We start from the raw sequence: 14,864 nt of genomic DNA on the forward strand, positions 1-14,864 counted from the left end.
AACCAGAGCAAAGGCGGCTATCGCGGCTCTGGATTCCCGGTCGGGATTTCAGCCCGCCGGGAATGACAAGCCCCATGCGAGCTGTTTCAAACGGAAATAGTATTATTCGCGCCTCAGAAGAACGTGAATCTCATCCCGCACGTGCGTTGCGACCTCTTCGATCGCGCGAGTGACCGCGGCGGAAACGGGCTTGCTTATCTCAAAAGATTCGCCCTCTATCGCGTAAACGATGCAACGCAGCGGCAATGCGCCGAGCGCCTTCGCCAACTCCACCGCTTCGGCGAGGCCGAAGCCGTGGGATGAAAGGCTGAAGTTCGTATGTGCTGGAAGGCCCTCGGCGGCGTCGAAGCGATGAATGGCTCCGGCCGGCGCGCCGGAAAAGCAGGCGTCGACGAGGAACGCTGTCTCAGCTTTTTCGAGCGCAGCGAGGATGCCTGTCGCTTCCCCTTCGAGCTCCAGGATTTCGGCATGGCTCTCGCCCGCCGCCCGCAGACGTCTTGCAACCTCACGGCCTGCGGCGTCATCGCCTCGATCGAGATTGCCGACGCCGATGACGACCACCCGGCCTTGCGTCACGCGCGTCACCCCCTGTCGATCTCCAGCTTGAGAAAATGCGTCGCGCAGGAAATGCAGGGGTCGTAATTGCGCACGGTTTGCTCGCAGCGATATTGCAATTCCTTGTGAGGCAGATCGGAGAAGCCGCCGATGAAGTCTATGAGGTCCTCTTCGAGACAAGCCTGGTTCTGTGAGGTCGGCGGAACAATCTGGGCGTCAGTAATCGTGCCCGCGTCGTCGATTTGGTAGCGATGATAGAGCATGCCGCGCGGCGCCTCTGTCGCTGCATGGCCGACGCCGGCGCGGGGCTCCACGGGGACGAAAGGCCGGTCGGGCTGCTCGTAGTTCTCGATCACGCGCAGCGCTTCGTCGCAGGCGTAGATCGTCTCGACCGCACGCACCATGATGCTGCGATAGGGATTGCGGCAGCTTTCGCCGAGGCCGATCTCTCGCGCGGTCTCTTTCGCCAGCGCCGATAGCTGCTCGAAGGCGAGATTGTAGCGGGCCATCGGTCCCGTGAGATAGACGCCGCCGCCATTGCGCAGATGCGAATGGAGCGCGGTCGAATGGGCGACATGCGTCTCCTCGAAATGCGAGTCATATTCGGACGGCGAAATATCGAGGCCCATGTTGGAGACGATGCGGCCTTCGTTGAAGGGGTATTCGTCAGAATGGCGCAGCGCGACGAAAGTGTAGTCGCGCTCGCGCTCGGGAAAGTCGAAGGTCGCGACCCAGCGCGCCGTCTCCAGCGCCGCCTCGCGCGCCCATTTCAGCTTCTCGGCGAGAGGCGCCAGCTCGCGCTTGCGCGGCGCGCGATGAAAGCCGCCGACGCGCACATTGACGGGGTGGATTTCGCGGCCGCCGAGCAACTGCAGAATTTCGTTGCCGACCTTTTTGAGCTGCAGGCCGCGCTTGACGGCGTCGCCATGGTCGCGCGCCATTTGCACGCCGCCGTCATAGCCGAGAAAGTCGGGCGCATGCAGCATGTAGATATGCAGCACATGCGACTCGATCCATTCGCCGCAATAGATCAACCGGCGCAGATCGCGCAGCGGGCCCTCGACCTTCACGCCCAACAGATTTTCGAGCGCATGCACGGCGCTCATCTGATAGGCAATCGGGCAAATACCGCAGATGCGCGCGACGATGTCCGGCGTCTCGGCAAAATGACGGCCGCGCAGAAAAGCCTCGAAGAAGCGCGGCGGCTCGAAGATGTTGAACTCGGCGCTCTCGACCTTGCCGTCGCGCAAGACGACTTTCAGCGCCCCTTCGCCCTCGACGCGGGCAAGAACGTCAATCTTTACGGTCTTGCGCGTCATGGCGTTCGCTCTCCTTGCGGAAGGGTTCGGCATTGGCGTTGAAGGTGCGGTAGATGCGTTCGAGCCCCTTCGAGTCCATGCCCATGCCGGCGAACCAGCCGCTCAGGGAGGGAGCGTTGGGCGTCTCCTTGGGGCCGAAGCAGCCATAGCAGCCGCGATCATAAGAAGGACAGAGCGCGCCGCAGCCCTCATGCGTCACCGGCCCCAGGCAAGGCATCGCCTTGGCGACCATCACGCAGACATTGCCCTTGAGCTTGCACTGGATGCAGACGCTGTGCGCCTGCGTGTTCGGGCGCCGGCCGGCAAGAAAGGCCGAGACGACGTCGACGAGCTGCCCCTTGTTGATCGGGCAGCCGCGCAGCTCGAAATCCACGGGCACATGCTCCGAGATCGCCGTCGAGGTTTCGAGCGTGTGGATATATTCTGGATGTGCGTAAACGACGGAGATATATTCCCGCACGTCGGCAAAATTGCGCAGCGCCTGAATGCCGCCAGAGGTCGCGCAGGCGCCGATGGTGATCAGCGTTTTCGAACGGCGGCGCACTTCGTGAATGCGCTCGACGTCATGGGCCGTGGTGACAGAGCCTTCGACAAGCGAAAGATCATAGACGCCCTTGACCTCGCCGCGCGTCGCCTCGGGAAAATAGGCGATGTCGATCGCGCCCGCGATGGCGAGAAGCTCATCCTCGCAATCGAGCAGGCTCAATTGGCATCCGTCGCAGGAGGCGAATTTCCACACCGCCAGACGCGGCTTCCTGGCCTCCATGTCAAAGCTCCTTGATCGCGAGAAGGGGCTTCAGTCGCGCATAAGTGAAGACCGGCCCGTCGCGGCAGATGAAGGTGGGCCCAAGCTGGCAGTGGCCACACTGGCCGATGGCGCATTTCATATTGCGCTCCATCGAAAGATAGATCGCCTCTTCGCCGACGCCCTTGTCGACGAGCGCCATCGAGACGAAGCGCATCATCACCTCCGGGCCGCAAACCATGGCAAGCGTTTTGGCCGGATCGACGCCAAGGCGCGAGAGCAGATTGGTGACGACGCCGACATTGCCATGCCAGCCGCCCGTCGCATGATCGACCGTGACTTCGACGTCCATGTCGAGACGGCCGCGCCAGTGCTCGACCTCGCGTCGAAAGACGATCTCCTCCGGCCGCCGCGCGCCGAAGAGCAGCGTCACCTTGCCGAAACGATCGCGCGCGCCGAGCAGGCTGTAAAGCGCCGGCCGCAAGGGCGCGAGGCCCAATCCGCCGGCGACGACGACGACATCCCTGCCCTCGGCCTGCGCCATGGGCCAGCCGACGCCGAAGGGGCCGCGAACGCCGATCGGGTCGCCGGGGCCGAGCTGCGTGAGCGCTTTGGAGACGGGGCCGACGGCGCGGATCGTATGGATGAGCGGGCCATCGGCCGGGTCGCCGCTGACGCTGATCGCCGCTTCGCCGACGCCAAAGGCGGTGAGCATGTTGAACTGGCCTGGCGCATAGTGAAAACGCTCGCCGCTGGCCATTTCCAGCTCCAGCGTCCAGGCGTCCGGCGCGTCATGGCGGCGCCGGCGCACATGGGCGATCTGCGGAACCATCGGCCTTGCGTGCAGGAGAGCCGCTGTCTCGGACATCATCGCCTCAGCCGTGGGAGCCATAGAGGTCGAGAAACTGCAGCCGCGTCTCGTGCAGGCGGTCGATCAGCACCGGCATGAGGCGTTTCATGATGTCGTAGCCGAGGCTGTGGTCGGCTTCACATTTACCGCGCAGGCATTTGGCGTCCATGGCGATGAGGCGGCAGCGTTCGAGCGCCTTGGCGTCATAGACCCAGCGATAGGGCGGCACGAGCCAATTGACGCCGAAAACCTCCCCGGCGCCGAGCGTGAGAAAGGTTGCCGCCCCGCGCCCCGGCGCCGCAACCTGCAAGGCCACGCGGCCCTCCCGGACAAGATAAAATTGATCGGCCGCCTCGCCTTCGTGGAAAATAAAATCGCCGCTCTCGAAGCGCGCATTCTTGGCGCAGCCCGCGGCAAGCGCGACGAAACCCTGATTGACCCCATGGAAAAACGGATGGTCTGAGAGGATGCGCTCTAGATTCTCCATTAGGATTGCCTCGCGCTTTTCTCGCTGTCGGAAATGGCCTGCGTTTCCTCGGTGATGTCGATGCCGACAGGACACCAGGTGATGCAGCGACCGCAGCCGACGCAGCCGGTCGTGCCGAACTGCTCATGCCAGGTCGCGAGCTTATGCGTCATCCACTGGCGATAGCGCGACGAGACGCTCGGCCGCACCGATCCGCCGTGGATGTAGGAATAATCCATGGTGAAGCAGGAGTCCCAGCGCCGGCTGCGCGAGGATTCGACGCCGGCGAGATCATTGTGGTCCTCGACGGAGGTGCAAAAGCAGGTCGGGCAGACCATGGTGCAATTGGCGCAGGAGAGGCAGCGCTGCGCGACCTCCTGCCAGCGCGGATGCTGGAGATTGCGCATCAGCAGCGCCGGCACGTCTTCATCCGGCATGCGCCGGCCCATCGAGGCGGCGGTCTGCGCGACGACTGAATCAGCGGCGTCGACGTCTTGCTGTGTCGCTGGGCGGCGCGGCAATTCGGCGAGAAGCTCGGAGCCAGCGGGAGAGCCGGCCTCGACGAGAAACTCATGCGCTTCGGCTGAGATCAGCTCCGTCAGCGCGAGATCGAAGCCATGCGCGACCTTCGGGCCGGTTTTCATCGAGACGCAGAAGCAGGTTCCGCCGGCCTTGCCGCAATTCAGCGCGACGATAAACGCCCCTTCCCGCTGCGCCTTGTAATGCGGATCGACATAGTCGCCCCCCATCAGGACGCGGTCCTGTATGGCGATTGCGTTCAGCTCGCAGGCGCGCACGCCGAGGAAAGCGTAATTCTGGGGGTCGAGCGGCTCGGCTTCTACCTCGATCTCATCGCCAAGCCGCTTGGCGCGCCACAAATTTAGCAGCGGCTTGTGCAGGAATTTCTTCCATGAATGCGGGCCGACCGCATAGCCGAAAAAGGCGCCGTCTTCGCGCTGCGCGAGCTTGTAGCGGCCGGGCTCCTGCTCGTCCGTGACGCCGCGCGGCAAATCGTCGAGACTGTCGATGTCGTCGTAGATGATCGCGTCGTCGCCGATCGTGGGCGCAACGACGCGCTTCCCGCGGCCCCGGAGGGCCTCGATCAAAGCACGCAGCCCGTCGACCGACATCACGTAACGCTCTGGGACGGCGCCGCTCGCTGCTTCCGACATCGCTCATTCTTGCGCTTGGCTATTCGGGGAGATTGTACCCCCAATATGAAGCAGGCGCGACGCCCGCCTGAAATGATTTTAGTGAGAATGAGACCCAGTGATGGCGGAGCGCCGAAGCGATCCGTCATTTCCGGCGCTCGCAAAGCGAGCGATCGGGAATCCAGAGCAAAACCGGCGCTTTTGCGGCTCTGGATTCCCGGTCGGGCTTTCAGCCCGCCGGGAATGACATCCCAATGCGAGCTGTTCAAACAGAAATGGCCTTACTTGGTCGCCGCCGTTTTCAGCTTGGAAAGCGCGCGGATTTTGACGCGGACGCTCGCAGGCTTGGCTGCGGCCTTCACCATTTCGCCGGTGGCCGGATTGCGCACCAGCGTGCCCGCCTTGCGCGCCGGCACCTTGCGCAGCGTCACCTTCAAGAGGCCCGGCAGCGTGAATTCGCCGACGCCCTTGGGGTGCACCGAGCCGAGAAACACGCCTTCGAGCGTGGCGTAGACCGCCGCCGCCGTCTTGCGCGGCAGCTCGTTCTGCTCAGCGATATAATTGATCAGCGCCGCCTTCGTCATGGTCTCCTTGACCGGACGAACAGTGGGAGCTTCCCTGCCGCTGACCTTGGCGGTCGCGGCAGCCTTGGTGGTTTTTGCCTTGGCCATAAGCTTTTCTCCTCGTCGCGATTGGCCGCCAAATGCCGCGTGCCCGCGCCGACAATGCAAATTGCTAACGATTTACAAGGTGATTCGCAATCGCGCCCTTGCATTCATTGCTTATCCGACGCGTTTTCTCTTCCGCGCCGCGAAACGCGCATCCCTCGCGGCGGATCGCCATCGCCCTAAATGAGCGCGCAAATCTTGCGAGCGGCTTGGCGAAACCCTTCTCATTTGGTAGGATTTCGGAAACAAATTCGAGCGGCGGGGGAAGATGCAATGACGGCTCTATTCGTCAATGGCGCGAAGATCGACGTGGACGTCGAGCCGGATACGCCGCTCCTTTGGGCGCTTCGTGAGAATGCGGGTCTAACCGGCACGAAATATGGCTGCGGCATCGCGCAATGCGGCGCCTGCACGGTCCATATCGACGGACAGGCCGTGCGCTCCTGCAGCGTGACGGTCGGCGACGCCGTCGGCAAGAAAATCACGACGATCGAGGGTCTTGCGCAAAACGGCGTGTTGCATCGCGTGCAGCAGGCCTGGATCGATCACGACGTGCCGCAATGCGGCTATTGCCAGAGCGGCATGATCATGGCGGTCGCGGCGCTTCTCGCGGAGAAGCCGAATCCGAGCGACCAGGACATCGACAACGCCATCACCAATATCTGCCGCTGCGGCACCTTCCAGCAGGTGCGTGAGGCCATCCACGCCGCCGCCAAGGCCTAAGGGACGATCGATATGAGCAACAGCATCGACATCGGCCGCCGCGGCTTTCTCATCGGCGCCGCCTCGCTCGGCGGCGGCCTGGCGCTCGGCCTCGACATTCCCTTCGGCGCCGAGACGGCGACAGCCGCGCCGCTGATAAAGCCCGAGGTCAACGCCTGGGTCGTCGTGAAGCCGGACGACACGGTGATTATCCGCATCGCGCGGTCGGAAATGGGCCAGGGCTCGCTCACGGGGCTCGCGCAGCTCGTCGCCGAGGAGCTCGACTGCGACTGGACCAAGGTGACGACGGAATATCCCACGCCTGGCGAGAGCGCGGCGCGTAGCCGCGTGTGGGGCGATTTCTCGACCGGCGGCAGCCGCGGCATTCGCTCCTCGCAGGATTATGTGCGCAAGGGCGGCGCCGTCGCGCGCGCCATGCTGATCCAGGCCGCAGCCAATGAGTGGAGCGTTCCCGCGAAGGAATGCCGGGCCGAAAAAGGCGTGATCACCCACGCCGCCTCTGGCCGCTCTACGAGCTATGGCAAGGTCGCCGACGCGGCCGCGAAGCTCACCCCGCCGACCGACGTGACGCTCAAGGACCCGCGCGACTGGAAAATCGCCGGCAAGGGATTGCTGCGGCTCGACACCGCCGACAAGACCACCGGCAAAATGATCTATGGCGCCGACGTCAAGCTGCCGGGCATGCTCAACGCCGCGATCAAAGCCTGCCCCGTCTTCGGCGGCAAGCTTGCGAGCTATGACGAAAGCAAGATCGCCAGTTTCAAGGGGGTGAAAAAGGTCGTGCGCGTCGGCGGCAATGCGGTGGCGGTCGTCGCCGACACTTGGTGGCATGCGAAGACGGCCCTCGACGCGCTTCCCATCGTTTGGGACGAAGGCCCCAACGCCAAGACCTCCAGCGCCGACACGGCGAAATGGCTTGCGGAAGGGTTGAGCAATTCGCAGCCCGCCGTCGCCGGCAATGAGAACGGCAGCGCGCATGCGGCAATCGCCAAGGCGCCCAAGGTCGTCGAAGCGGTCTATAGCTATCCGCACCAGAACCACGCGGCGATGGAGCCGCTGAACGCGACGGCGCTCTATACGCCTGATAGATGCGAGGTCTGGACCGGCACGCAGAATGGCGAGGCGGCTTTCGATGCGGTCGTTCACGCCTCGGGCCTGCCGGCTGAAAAATGCGACGTGCACAAGACCATCCTCGGCGGCGGCTTCGGTCGCAAAGGATTTACAGACTATGTGACGCAGGCGGTGCTGATCGCAAAGCAGCTTCCCGGCACGCCCGTGAAGCTGCTCTGGTCGCGCGAAGAGGATATGACGCAGGGCAAATATCACCCCGTCACGCAGTGCAAGCTCACCGGCGCCTTCGACGCCGACAATAAGCTCACTGCCCTGCATATACGCATTTCCGGCCAGTCGATCCTTTCGACCGTGCGGCCGCAGGCGGTGAAGAACGGCGTCGATCCGGCCGTGTTCCAGGGGCTGGTTTCGACCGGCGACGCACAGATCGGTTACGACGTTCCCAATCTTCTCGTCGAGCATTCGATGCGCAACCCGCCCGTCCCGCCGGGCTTCTGGCGCGGCGTGAACATCAACCAAAACGCCATTTATCTCGAATGTTTCATGGACGAGCTCGCCCATGCGACCGGCGAGGATCCGCTGGCCTTCCGCCGCAAGCTGATGGCGAACCATCCCAAGCACCTCGGCGTGCTCGAGGCCGTCGCCGAGCGCGCCGGCTGGGACAAGCCAGCGCCGGAAGGCGTTCATCGCGGCATCGCCGGCTATATGGGCTATGGCAGCTATGTCGCGGCGGTCGCAGAAATCTCCGTGGCGCAGGACGACAAGATCAAGATCCACCGCATCGTCGCGGCGACGGACCCCGGCTACGCGGTCAATCCGGCGCAAATCGAGCGGCAGATCGCGGGCTCATTCGTCTATGGCCTCTCGGCGCTCTTTCACGGCGCGATCACGACCAAGGACGGCCGCGTGGAGCAGGAGAATTTCGACAGTTACGAGTCGATGCGCCTCAAGGACATGCCGAAGGTCGAATGCATTGTCATGCCGAGCGGCGGCTTCTGGGGCGGCGTCGGCGAGCCGACCATATGCGTCGCGGCGCCCGCTGTGCTGAACGCCTATTTCGCGGCGACGGGCAAGCGCATTCGCTCGGTCCCGCTCAAGAACGCGAATATCGGCTTCGTGTAAGCCTGACGAGGTCGGCGGGCGTGTCCACATCGGCCAATATGCCGGGGTCGTCGATCGAAAGCTCGACGACGCCGTCGACCCTGCGCAGCAGGCGCCGCGCGCCTTCGTCGCCTCGAAGCCGCTCCAGTTGCGGGAAGAGCGTGCGGGCGAGCAAAACTGGGTTTCCGCGCACGCCTTGGCAGACGGGGACGACGGCGGCGCAATGCGGCGCGGCTTCGAACGCCGTCATGAGCGCGTCGAGAACTGGCGCCGAGACGGCTGGCATGTCGCCGAGCAGGATCAGCGCGCCGTCGGCTTGCTCGGCGGCGGCGAGGCCAATGCGAAGCGACGAGGCGAGGCCGCTCGCGTAATCCATATTGTGCGCATAGCTGACCGGCAGGCCGGCGAGCGCCGCCGCGACCTCGCGCTGCTCATGTCCTGTCACGACAATGACGCGGCTTGCGCGCGAGGCCAGCGCCGTCTCGGCGACATGGCGTAACAAAGGCTGGCCGTCGAGCGGCGCGAGCAGTTTATTCTCATCAGCGCTGAAACGCGCGCCGCGCCCAGCCGCGAGAATAATGGCGGCGACGACCGGCGCGCTGCACATCAGCCTACGACGCAGCTTGTCGAAGAAGCGTCCTGCACCAGCCGGCGCAGGGGCTTCTGGCCCCGGGCAAGAATGATTTCCGCCAGGATCGACACGGCGATCTCGGCCGGGCTGATGGCGGCGATGTCGAGGCCGATTGGCGCATGCAGGCGCTCCAGCGCGAAGGGCGTTACGCCGCTCGCCTTCAGCCGCTCGACACGCCGCGCATGCGTGGCGCGCGAGCCCAGTGCGCCGACATAGAAGCAATCCGACGCGAGCGCGAGGCGCAGGGCCGGGTCGTCGATCTTCTGGTCGTGCGTGAGAACGGCGACCGCCGTGGCGGCGTCGAGGCCGGTCTCCGGCAGCGCTTCGTCGGGCCAGCGCATATCGAGCCGGGCCTGCGGGAAGCGCTCAGGCGACGCATAGGCGCCGCGCGGATCGATGATGGTCACATCGAAACCGGCAAGCGTCGCCATCGCCGCCAGCGCCTGCGCGACATGCACCGCGCCGATGAGGAGGAGACGCGGCCCCGGTCGATAGTGATTGACGAAAAGCCGCCGCCCGTCGTGCAAGACGAGCCCGCTTTTGTCATCGAGGTTCAGCGCGGTCGGCGCCGTCGCAAAATCATCCGCGCGAAGCAATTGCGCCGCGCCGCCGTCCAGCGGCGTGATAATGGCGCAGGGACGCCGGGCGGCGATTTCGCGGTTCAAGGCGGAAAGCAGGACGAGGCGATCCGCGTCGATTCTTTCGATGTGAACGGCAATGCGCCCGCCGCAGGAGAGACCGACGCGCCAGGCGACCTCGTCGGCGACGCCGAACTCCAGAAATCGCGGCGCACCGTCGGCGATGGCGTCCTGCGCCGCGGTGATCACCTCTCCCTCGACGCAACCTGCCGAAACCGAGCCGCAGAAGGCTCCCGCTTCGTCGACCGCAAGATGGGAGCCGACCGGACGCGGCGCCGATCCGAAAGTTTTGACCACCGTCGCGAGAGCGACGCCTCGTCCCATCCGACGCCAGCTTTCGGCCTGACGCAACACGCCGGCGTCGTCGACGGGAGCGGAAAGACTGGTCTCGTTCACGCGCGCGGCCTCCGCCATCCAGCGGACGGGTCGCCCGCTCGTCTTAATTATAGCAAAAGCGTAGGATTTGAAGCCTCAATCGCGCAGCGACACGCCGACGACCATGCCGTCCTCGAACCAGCTCGCGAGAAATTGCGCAAGCCGCTCGGGTTCGATGTCGCCGGATTGCTGAAAGGCCGCCATTTGGCAGATGTCGCCGAAGGCGCGGCCGGCCCTGGCCTCGCAGAGCGCGACATATTCGGCGGGCTCCAGCTCGCGATAGGCCGTCTCTTCATTGCAGCGCCAGACCGCGACGGCTTCGGTCTCCTCTGTGCTCTGAGGCTCGGCGTCCCCTCCGTCCGCCTCCGCCTCCTCCGGCTCCTCGTCATCCTCCGCCGCCGCGGCCTGATAAGCCGCCAGAACGCCCGCCGGCTGCTCCAGCAGAATGAGGCTTGGATGGAAGTCGAAAACGAAGCGCGGCGAATCCTCGGGCGCAAAGCCCGCGAGCGCCTGTATCGTCAGTGGCTCGGCGTTCGGCGCGTCGAAAGCGTCGACCATGGCGCGTTCCAGAAAGGCCATGGCGATCGCGCGCGCATCGTCGCGCCAGGAGGCATGTTCGCGCATATAGTCCGGCAGGCCGGTCGTGTACCACCGGGCGTTGCGGCACTGCGGCGGGTTGGCGGCCACATAGCCGCCGACCAGCGTCTCGAAGGCCTCGTCCCCGATCAGCGCGCGCAGGCCGGGGTAATCTTCATAGAGGAAGCTCTCCAGGCGAATGCGGTAGCCCGACTGATAGACATGCAGAAGCTCAGCCCGCTCGGCGCCGCGCTGCGACTCGCGCAGCTCCTTCAAAAGCGGCGCATCCGCGTCCCCTGGACCGCCGAGTATGCGCGCCTGAAACAGCGCCTGAAAGTCGGCGAGCTTCATGCCGCGCTCAACGCCTTTTCCGCGGCGATGCGCGCGTCGATGTCGCGCATGCGCTGCAATTCTTCCAGAAGCTCCGAGAAGGGCGGGAAATTGTCGTCGCGTTCGATCATCGCCGAAACGTCACCGAAGCGGCGGCGGGCATGTTCGTAGAGCGCCCAGACTTCCTCGCAGATCGGCTGGTCGTGGGTATCGACGCGATGCGTCTCGTGATTCGTGTGGCCCGCCATGTGGAATTGCACCACGCGCTCGACCGGGACGGCGTCGATGAAGGCCACCGGATCATAGCCGTGATTGAAGCAGGACACGAAGACATTGTTGACGTCGAGCAGCAACAAACAGTCGGCGCGCTCGGCCATCTCCTTCACGAATTCCTGCTCGCTCATATCGGACGACACGAAAGAAACATAGGTCGATGCGTTTTCGACGACGAGCTGGCGCTTGAGATAGTCCTGCACCCGGCAGATGCGCTCGACGATGTGGTCGAGCGACTCTTTTGTATAGGGAATCGGCAGAAGGTCGTGCAACGAGAGGCCGTGGACGCCGGTCCAGGCGACATGGTCCGAGACCCAGGCCGGCTGCACGCGCTCGATCAGCGATTTCAATTCCGCAAGATAATCGAAATCCAGCGGATCGGTCGAGGCGAGCGACATGGCGACGCCGTGCATCACGATCGGATAATCGGCGCGAATGGCGTCCAGCATGGAGAGCGGGCGTCCGCCCGCGACCATGTAATTTTCGGAGATGATCTCGAACCAGTCGACGGGCGGCCGGTTCGACATGATCTCATCGTAATAGATCGGGCGGAGGCCAAGACCATAGCCGAGCGGGGCTGGCTTCTGCATGCGAACGTCCCCTGCCTAAAATGGGCGCCGGCCCCGAGGGAGCCGGCGCCAAAACCTTACTTCGTGTGGCACTTGCTCTTCATGTTGCAAGCGCCCTTGCTGTGGTGGCAGGACGACTTGTGATGGCAGCCATGACGGCAGGAAGCCTTGCTCTTACCCACGTTGTGTTTGCAGACGCCGGTCTTGGTCATGCAGGCGGTCTTGCCGCCGCACTGGCCCTTGGACATGTTGCACAGATGCGAACCATGGGCGGCGGCGGGGGTGACGACGGCGCCGCTCAGCGCCAAGCCGACAGCCGCCGCGGCGAGCGCCGCGCCGGAAACGATTTTCGTCTTCATACACTATCCTCCTTTGAAAACCCCCAATGGGGGGCGATAATCGGCGCGCGAATTGGCCTCATGCGCCGAAACCGAATTACTTGCCCTCAACTGGCTTGCCCTCGGCCGGCTTAGCTTCGCCCGCCGGCGCTTCCTTGCTCTCGGCCTTGGCCGGGCAGCCGTTCTTGTTGCTGCATTTGTTCTTCTCGACCGCCGCCTTGGGAGCGCGCTGGTGAGCCTTGTGCTTGGCCAGGGCAGGACCCGCGCCAGCAATTGCGATGGACAGCGCGGCGGCGGAAAGGGCAGCGCCGGAAAGGATATTCCGCTTCATAAGCTTCGATCTCCAACTGGCCTCGCGCCCCGTCGCTCGCCCCGCAAGCATAGACGTGAATATTGACCTCCTGCCTAGCTAGCAGGAATCGGCCCAGATTGCGACAGTGCGTGAGAACTTGCTCATACAACGCCGCCGCCGCCGGTCTTGACGCAGCGCATCAACTCTCTCCGCGAGCGCGCGCATGGCGGCGCTTGCGGGGGCGACGGCGCGCTGTTAAATAGACCCTCGCGCGTCGAACCTTTCGCTCGGCGCGCGTGTCACTCGGTTTTCGTCCATCGGGCCGCGCCGGCCAGTTCGTTGCTACGAACTTTTCGTCTTCGAGGAGCGTTTTGCCGCGCCCGAGACGTTCCGATTGTCGGAAACCCTCCGCAACGCCAAACCCAAGCCGGCGCCGCCCGACCAGGGCCCTCAGGAGAACAAATGTCCGCCACGACCGATCGCGCCCCCACGCGCGAAGACTTTGCCGCCCTGCTCGAGCAGAGCTACGGCGATAACGAGGCTTTCGAAGGTTCCGTCATCAAGGGGCGCGTCGTCGCCATCGAGAAGGACGTCGCCGTCATCGACATCGGTCTGAAGACCGAAGGCCGCGTCGCTCTCAAGGAATTCACCGGCTACGGCCGCGACCCCGCCCCCGCCGTCGGCGAAGAGGTCGAGGTCTATCTGGAGCGCGTCGAGAACGCTCTGGGCGAAGCCGTCATCTCGCGCGACAAAGCGCGCCGCGAGGAGAGCTGGGTCAAGCTCGAAAAGGCCTTCGAGACCAATGAGAAGGTCGAGGGCGTCATCTTCAATCAGGTCAAGGGCGGCTTCACGGTCGATCTCGACGGCGCCGTGGCCTTCCTGCCGCGCTCGCAGGTCGACATCCGTCCGATCCGCGACGTCGGCCCGCTGATGAACGTGCCGCAGCCGTTCCACATCCTGAAGATGGACCGCCGCCGCGGCAATATCGTCGTCTCGCGCCGCACGGTGCTGGAGGAGAGCCGCGCCGAGCAGCGTCACGAGATCGTCGCCAACCTCGAAGAGGGGCAGGTGATCGACGGCGTCGTGAAGAACATCACGGATTACGGCGCCTTCGTGGATCTGGGCGGCATCGACGGCCTGCTGCATGTCACCGACATCGCCTGGCGCCGCGTCAACCATCCGTCCGAGGTGCTGACCATCGGTCAGACCGTCAAGGTGAAGATCATCAAGATCAATCACGAGACGCACCGCATCTCGCTCGGCATGAAGCAGCTCCTCGAGGATCCGTGGCAGGGCATCGAGGCCAAGTATCCGATCGGCGCGAAGTTCCATGGCCGCGTGACCAACATCACCGACTACGGCGCCTTCGTGGAGCTGGAGCCGGGCATCGAGGGCCTGGTCCACGTCTCCGAAATGAGCTGGACCAAGAAGAACGTGCATCCCGGCAAGATCGTCTCGACGAGCCAGGAAGTCGACGTTCAGGTGCTCGAGGTCGATCCGGTCAAGCGCCGCATCTCGCTCGGCCTCAAGCAGACCCTGCAGAATCCGTGGGAAGCCTTCGCCGAGAAGCACCCGGTCGGCTCTGAAGTCGAAGGCGAGGTCAAGAACAAGACCGAGTTCGGTCTCTTCATCGGCCTCGACGGCGATGTGGACGGCATGGTCCATCTCTCCGACCTCGACTGGAACCGTCCGGGCGAGCAGGTCATCGAAGAGTATAAGAAGGGCGACGTCATCAAGGCCCAGGTTCTCGACGTCGACGTCGAGAAGGAGCGCATCTCGCTCGGCGTCAAGCAGCTTGCGGGCGATCCCTTCGCCACCGTGGGCGGCGGCGAGGACGGCGGCGAGGTCAAGAAGGGCGCCGTGGTCACCTGCGAGGTGATCGAGGTCAAGGACTCCGGCATCGACGTCAAGATCACCGGCACGGATCTCACGACCTTCATCAAGCGCGGCGAGCTGGCGCGCGATCGCGCCGACCAGCGCCCCGAGCGCTTCGCCGTCGGCGAGAAGGTCGACGCCCGCGTCACCCTGTTCGACCGCAAGGCCCGCAAGGTCGCCGTCTCGATCAAGGCGCTGGAAGTCGCCGAAGAGAAGGAGGCGATCGCCCAATACGGCTCGGCCGACTCGGGCGCGTCGCTCGGCGACATCCTCGGCGCGGCTCTGAAGGCCCGCGAAGAGGGGCCGAAGAAGTAATCT

At 64.3% G+C, this 14,864-nt stretch carries 16 protein-coding genes; 3 read left to right on the forward strand and 13 right to left on the reverse strand.

What is annotated here, in order from left to right:
* Nucleotides 1-102: 102 nt before the first annotated feature.
* The 7 genes from JJT62_RS11780 to JJT62_RS11810 form a co-directional block, all read right to left on the reverse strand.
* The gene (locus JJT62_RS11780; protein WP_202072957.1) at nt 103-585 is read right to left on the reverse strand and encodes a hydrogenase maturation protease; all 483 of its coding nucleotides are present in this window, start codon (nt 583-585) and stop codon (nt 103-105) included.
* Entirely contained in the window at nt 582-1,874 is a 1,293-nt protein-coding gene (locus tag JJT62_RS11785) for a Ni/Fe hydrogenase subunit alpha (RefSeq protein ID WP_202072958.1), read from the reverse strand. Before JJT62_RS11785 ends, JJT62_RS11780 begins: the two co-directional genes overlap by 4 nt.
* The gene (locus JJT62_RS11790; RefSeq protein WP_202072959.1) at nt 1,849-2,640 is read right to left on the reverse strand and encodes an oxidoreductase; all 792 of its coding nucleotides are present in this window, start codon (nt 2,638-2,640) and stop codon (nt 1,849-1,851) included. Before JJT62_RS11790 ends, JJT62_RS11785 begins: the two co-directional genes overlap by 26 nt.
* Nucleotide 2,641: 1 nt before the next feature.
* Nucleotides 2,642-3,490 (reverse strand): FAD/NAD(P)-binding protein, encoded by an 849-nt coding sequence (locus JJT62_RS11795; protein ID WP_246744845.1) that lies wholly within the window; start codon nt 3,488-3,490, stop codon nt 2,642-2,644.
* Between the two features lie 4 nt (nt 3,491-3,494).
* Complete coding sequence (locus JJT62_RS11800; RefSeq protein WP_202072961.1) at nt 3,495-3,956, reverse strand: cyclic nucleotide-binding domain-containing protein; 462 nt, start codon at nt 3,954-3,956, stop codon at nt 3,495-3,497.
* A complete protein-coding gene (locus JJT62_RS11805; RefSeq protein WP_202072962.1) occupies nt 3,956-5,107 on the reverse strand; it encodes a 4Fe-4S dicluster domain-containing protein in 1,152 nt (383 codons plus the stop codon). Before JJT62_RS11805 ends, JJT62_RS11800 begins: the two co-directional genes overlap by 1 nt.
* A 260-nt stretch (nt 5,108-5,367) precedes the next feature.
* Complete coding sequence (locus JJT62_RS11810) at nt 5,368-5,757, reverse strand: HU family DNA-binding protein (protein ID WP_165051247.1); 390 nt, start codon at nt 5,755-5,757, stop codon at nt 5,368-5,370.
* Between the two features lie 270 nt (nt 5,758-6,027).
* Here JJT62_RS11810 and JJT62_RS11815 point away from each other — a divergent pair, with 270 nt between their 5' ends.
* On the forward strand, nt 6,028-6,477 hold the full coding sequence (locus JJT62_RS11815; protein ID WP_202072963.1) for a (2Fe-2S)-binding protein: 450 nt from the start codon (nt 6,028-6,030) through the stop codon (nt 6,475-6,477).
* Nucleotides 6,478-6,489: 12 nt separating this feature from the next.
* Nucleotides 6,490-8,670: a molybdopterin cofactor-binding domain-containing protein gene (locus JJT62_RS11820; protein ID WP_202072964.1), complete on the forward strand. Its 2,181-nt coding sequence runs from the start codon at nt 6,490-6,492 to the stop codon at nt 8,668-8,670.
* Here JJT62_RS11820 and JJT62_RS11825 read toward each other — a convergent pair.
* From JJT62_RS11825 to JJT62_RS11850, 6 genes are all read right to left on the reverse strand, one after another.
* Complete coding sequence (locus JJT62_RS11825) at nt 8,642-9,256, reverse strand: NTP transferase domain-containing protein (RefSeq protein ID WP_202072965.1); 615 nt, start codon at nt 9,254-9,256, stop codon at nt 8,642-8,644. The two genes, JJT62_RS11820 and JJT62_RS11825, sit on opposite strands and share 29 nt — an antisense overlap.
* Entirely contained in the window at nt 9,256-10,314 is a 1,059-nt protein-coding gene (locus JJT62_RS11830; RefSeq protein WP_370568531.1) for an XdhC family protein, read from the reverse strand. Before JJT62_RS11830 ends, JJT62_RS11825 begins: the two co-directional genes overlap by 1 nt.
* 75 nt (nt 10,315-10,389) lie before the next feature.
* Nucleotides 10,390-11,220: a DNA-binding domain-containing protein gene (locus JJT62_RS11835; RefSeq protein ID WP_202072967.1), complete on the reverse strand. Its 831-nt coding sequence runs from the start codon at nt 11,218-11,220 to the stop codon at nt 10,390-10,392.
* Complete coding sequence (locus tag JJT62_RS11840; protein WP_202072968.1) at nt 11,217-12,062, reverse strand: DUF692 domain-containing protein; 846 nt, start codon at nt 12,060-12,062, stop codon at nt 11,217-11,219. Before JJT62_RS11840 ends, JJT62_RS11835 begins: the two co-directional genes overlap by 4 nt.
* Before the next feature lie 56 nt (nt 12,063-12,118).
* Nucleotides 12,119-12,400 carry a hypothetical protein gene (locus JJT62_RS11845; protein ID WP_202072969.1) on the reverse strand — a complete coding sequence of 94 codons (282 nt, stop codon included), beginning with the start codon at nt 12,398-12,400 and terminating at the stop codon, nt 12,119-12,121.
* 76 nt (nt 12,401-12,476) lie between these two features.
* Nucleotides 12,477-12,710, reverse strand: a complete 234-nt coding sequence (locus tag JJT62_RS11850) for a hypothetical protein (protein ID WP_202072970.1) — start codon at nt 12,708-12,710, stop codon at nt 12,477-12,479.
* A gap of 423 nt (nt 12,711-13,133) precedes the next feature.
* On the opposite strand from JJT62_RS11850, the gene rpsA reads away from it, so the two are divergent.
* On the forward strand, nt 13,134-14,861 hold the full coding sequence (rpsA, locus tag JJT62_RS11855; protein WP_202072971.1) for a 30S ribosomal protein S1: 1,728 nt from the start codon (nt 13,134-13,136) through the stop codon (nt 14,859-14,861).
* The last annotated feature ends 3 nt before the right edge of the window (nt 14,862-14,864 follow it).

This window comes from Methylocystis sp. Sn-Cys (assembly GCF_016745395.1).
In the GTDB taxonomy this organism is placed as follows: Bacteria; Pseudomonadota; Alphaproteobacteria; order Rhizobiales; family Beijerinckiaceae; genus Methylocystis; species Methylocystis iwaonis.

What these genes read in the sequence shown, in the direction of transcription:
- JJT62_RS11785 (WP_202072958.1), bottom strand. Translation starts at nt 1,874, where the DNA reads ATGACGCGCAAGACCGTAAAGATTGACGTTCTTGCCCGCGTCGAGGGC.
- JJT62_RS11790 (WP_202072959.1), bottom strand. Translation starts at nt 2,640, where the DNA reads ATGGAGGCCAGGAAGCCGCGTCTGGCGGTGTGGAAATTCGCCTCCTGC.
- JJT62_RS11795 (WP_246744845.1), bottom strand. Translation starts at nt 3,490, where the DNA reads ATGATGTCCGAGACAGCGGCTCTCCTGCACGCAAGGCCGATGGTTCCG.
- JJT62_RS11800 (WP_202072961.1), bottom strand. Translation starts at nt 3,956, where the DNA reads ATGGAGAATCTAGAGCGCATCCTCTCAGACCATCCGTTTTTCCATGGG.
- JJT62_RS11805 (WP_202072962.1), bottom strand. Translation starts at nt 5,107, where the DNA reads ATGTCGGAAGCAGCGAGCGGCGCCGTCCCAGAGCGTTACGTGATGTCG.
- JJT62_RS11810 (WP_165051247.1), bottom strand. Translation starts at nt 5,757, where the DNA reads ATGGCCAAGGCAAAAACCACCAAGGCTGCCGCGACCGCCAAGGTCAGC.
- JJT62_RS11815 (WP_202072963.1), top strand. Translation starts at nt 6,028, where the DNA reads ATGACGGCTCTATTCGTCAATGGCGCGAAGATCGACGTGGACGTCGAG.
- JJT62_RS11820 (WP_202072964.1), top strand. Translation starts at nt 6,490, where the DNA reads ATGAGCAACAGCATCGACATCGGCCGCCGCGGCTTTCTCATCGGCGCC.
- JJT62_RS11825 (WP_202072965.1), bottom strand. Translation starts at nt 9,256, where the DNA reads ATGTGCAGCGCGCCGGTCGTCGCCGCCATTATTCTCGCGGCTGGGCGC.
- JJT62_RS11835 (WP_202072967.1), bottom strand. Translation starts at nt 11,220, where the DNA reads ATGAAGCTCGCCGACTTTCAGGCGCTGTTTCAGGCGCGCATACTCGGC.
- JJT62_RS11840 (WP_202072968.1), bottom strand. Translation starts at nt 12,062, where the DNA reads ATGCAGAAGCCAGCCCCGCTCGGCTATGGTCTTGGCCTCCGCCCGATC.
- JJT62_RS11845 (WP_202072969.1), bottom strand. Translation starts at nt 12,400, where the DNA reads ATGAAGACGAAAATCGTTTCCGGCGCGGCGCTCGCCGCGGCGGCTGTC.
- JJT62_RS11850 (WP_202072970.1), bottom strand. Translation starts at nt 12,710, where the DNA reads ATGAAGCGGAATATCCTTTCCGGCGCTGCCCTTTCCGCCGCCGCGCTG.
- rpsA (WP_202072971.1), top strand. Translation starts at nt 13,134, where the DNA reads ATGTCCGCCACGACCGATCGCGCCCCCACGCGCGAAGACTTTGCCGCC.